At 37.8% G+C, this 3242-nt stretch carries 4 protein-coding genes; all 4 read left to right on the top strand.

The genetic code is table 11. The annotated features are described in order from the left end of the window. Positions 1–125: 125 nt before the first annotated feature. The 4 genes from P9E47_RS19825 to P9E47_RS19810 all read left to right on the top strand — a co-directional run bounded on the left by P9E47_RS19825 (position 126) and on the right by P9E47_RS19810 (position 3094). On the top strand, positions 126–665 hold the full coding sequence (locus P9E47_RS19825; protein WP_326164477.1) for a DUF6431 domain-containing protein: 540 nt from the start codon (positions 126–128) through the stop codon (positions 663–665). A gap of 116 nt (positions 666–781) precedes the next feature. Further along, positions 782–2044 carry a helix-turn-helix domain-containing protein gene (locus P9E47_RS19820; protein ID WP_326164476.1) on the top strand — a complete coding sequence of 421 codons (1263 nt, stop codon included), beginning with the start codon at positions 782–784 and terminating at the stop codon, positions 2042–2044. Further along, positions 2037–2840: an ExeA family protein gene (locus P9E47_RS19815; protein ID WP_326164475.1), complete on the top strand. Its 804-nt coding sequence runs from the start codon at positions 2037–2039 to the stop codon at positions 2838–2840. Before P9E47_RS19820 ends, P9E47_RS19815 begins: the two co-directional genes overlap by 8 nt. Further along, positions 2837–3094, top strand: coding sequence for a DUF5348 domain-containing protein (locus P9E47_RS19810; protein WP_326164474.1), 258 nt, complete (start codon positions 2837–2839; stop codon positions 3092–3094). Before P9E47_RS19815 ends, P9E47_RS19810 begins: the two co-directional genes overlap by 4 nt. Positions 3095–3242: the final 148 nt, after the last annotated feature.

Raw genomic sequence — 3242 nt, 5'->3', positions numbered from 1 at the left:
TGTAAACACGCACTTTATTTCATCTCAAAAGCCAGTAATTTTTTCAAATTCCTTCAGAATAATGACTATACATCCTCTGGGGTAATATGCTAAATTTTTTGCATATTATGAAGGAGGAATTTTTTATGGTTATTGTACATGACTTCGGAATCGATCTATTAACCTATCATCAAAGGGGGAAAGGGAATGATTTCCCTATTTTCACTAAGTGCAACCATTGCCATTCGAGGGGAACGCTCCATCGCCATGGCTTTTATCATCGTTTTGGTATTACAGAGGACCAAACTTTGGCCATCCCTATTTGCCGCATCAAGTGTACGAGCTGCTTAAAGACTTTTTCTATTCTTCCAAGCTTTCTCATTCCTTACTTCCAGCACACCATTCATACCGTAATCGCAAGATTACTGGCATTAATAGAGGGGAAAAAAGCAAACGGCATCCGACAACTCTTAGCCTTTTATTATAAGCGGTATATGAAACAATTAAATTGGGTTCACATGGTTTTTGTTGATTGGGGATACGTAGTTCAGTTTTCAGGAGACTTAAAAGAAGAAGCCATAAAATATTTAAAAATGATCCTTGATTTTGGCGAATCACCCTTCTTTCGAAGGTCACGGGGTCATTTATCTACATACTTTATGGCACCTCCATTTTATCATATATAGGGCTAGAAAAAATAGAGGCTTTCCCACATACCTTTTGCATCGTCAAATTACGACGAAAAAAGTAGAATAAAACATGGATAACCGGTTGTCCTTCTTAAAAAAGGAGGAAGAATTCCATGACAGAAAAAGAACGTGAACAAGTAGCTTTATTTAGGTACGGCTTGATTGCCCCACTATTAAATGGGCAAGTGGATCCAAAAGAATACTCTTTGGAATTGGAGGACAAAATCCATTCTGTTCCTTATTATGGCGAACGAAAGGTTGCAGTTAAAACAGTAAAGGAGTGGCTCCTGAACTATCGTAGAAATGGTTTTGAAGCTTTAAAACCGAAGAAACGAGCGGATCGAGGGAATTCTCGAAGACTATCGCCTGAAGACCAAGATCAAATTCTAGATATAAGAAAAAAATCTCTCCATATGCCTGTTAGTGTTTTCTACGAACAACTAATTGAGCATGGAGAGATAAACAAAATCGAAATATCTTACTCTACTATAAATAGATTACTAAAAAAACACAACCTTGTAGGGAAAAATAATGTTGCCACTCCCGAAAGAAAACGTTTTGCCCATGATAAGGTAAATGTATTATGGCAGGCGGATTTGTCTCATGGCCCTTACGTACCTATTGATGGGAAAAGGAAGAAAACATTTTTAATTGCCTATATTGATGATTGTTCAAGGCTCGTTCCGTTTGGACAATTTTTCTCATCTGAGAAATTTGATGGATTAAGAGTTGTAACCAAAGAAGCCTTACTACGTAGAGGGAAACCAACGATTATTTACGCAGATAATGGGAAAATCTATCGTTCTGAAACTCTGCAATATGCATGTGCACAGATAGGGATCACACTAGCTCATACAATGCCTTATGATCCCCGTGCAAAGGGAAAAATTGAAAGGTTCTTCAAAACCGTTCAAACGCGGTTTTACCCACTATTACAAGCTGAGCCATCTCATTCATTGGAAGAGTTAAATGAAAGATTTTGGCGCTGGTTAGAGGAAGATTATCACAGGCGTGTCCATGCATCTTTAGATGGTAAAACTCCTCATGAAGTCTTCCAATCTCAATTGGAACATGTGGCATTTTTAGAGGATACAACGATTCTAGACACCATCTTTTTGAAACGGGAACAGAGGAAAGTAAAAGCCGACGGGACTATAACATTAAATAAACAACTTTATGAAGTGCCACCTTGTTTTGTAGGTCATTCGATTGATGTTCGGATGGATGAAAAAGGAGTTTATATTTTTGAAGATGATAAGAAAGTGGCGGAAGCAGTCCCTGTGTCCATGAAGGACAATGCCCATGTCAAACGAGTTCGCTCACCTTTTTCAATGCCACAGTCAGTTGCGGCGGAGGAGGTAGAGGATCATGTATAAATCGTTTTATTCTTTATCTCAAGCTCCATTTTCAAAGGACTTACGTCCTTCTGATGCATTTCTTTCTACAGATTATCAAGGAGCACTTGGGGCACTCGATTATCTAAGAAAGTCCAAAGGAATGGGACTCCTTATTGGAGACCCCGGTGTAGGAAAAACATTTACGTTGCGATCCTTCAAGGATTCGCTGAATCCTTCTCTATATCATGTAATCTATTTCCCTCTTTCCACAGGAGGCGTCATGGATTTTTATCGTGGCTTGGTGTACGGATTAGGAGAAGAACCAAAGTTTCGCAAGGTGGACCTTTTCCGGCAGATTCAACAAGGGATTGAACGAATGGCTGGGGATCGGAAGATCACACCTGTCTTTATTTTAGATGAAATGCACATGGCAAAAGATGCATTTTTACAGGATTTAGCACTTTTATTTAACTTTCAAATGGATTCTACGAATCCTTTTATCCTTATTTTATCTGGATTACCACACCTAAAAACACGATTAACCTTAAATCATCATCGTCCTCTTTCTCAGAGGATAATTATGAAGTACGAAATTCAACCATTATCGAAAGAGGAAGTAATGGCTTATATTGATCATCACATGAAGATGGCAGGAGCTAAGATGCCTATTTTTACGGATGCAGCCATAGAAGCCATTGCATTACGTTCACAAGGTTGGTCTCGAGTTATTAATGTGTTAACGGTTAATAGTTTATTATTTGGATCTCAACTTAAAAAGGACCAAATTGATGAGGAAATCGTAAGATTAGCGATTGAGGATAGTGGTCTATCATGAAAAGAGGGATTTTGGTTTTTGACCAATGCGACCAACAGTGGAGAGTATGGATTGGACAACAGTCCTACTGGATAGACCAAGGTTATACATTTGAGTTACGAATTCTAAACAGGTATTACAAGGCTTTTTTGGAGTATGATTCCGATTGGTTTATTACTCTTAATAATGATGTCAAGTTTATCCTTCATACTCATGAAGTTTATAAGATTCGGATAGATATGAATGATTATATAGAATTTAATCTCCCCTTTTAGAAGGGGATTTTTTCCTTCATTATTAGCTGAAACAATTTGAACATAATTTTGCACATTCCGAAATAAAGTGAAAAAAATTGCACATTATTTCAGATTTTCCGCCGAATTAAAGTGGAAAAGGGAATCCGGAATAATGTGCCCGTTTACA

Source organism: Schinkia azotoformans, assembly GCF_035811335.1.
In the GTDB taxonomy this organism is placed as follows: Bacteria; Bacillota; Bacilli; order Bacillales; family Bacillaceae_J; genus Schinkia; species Schinkia azotoformans.
This window is presented reverse-complemented; position numbering and strand designations above follow the sequence as displayed.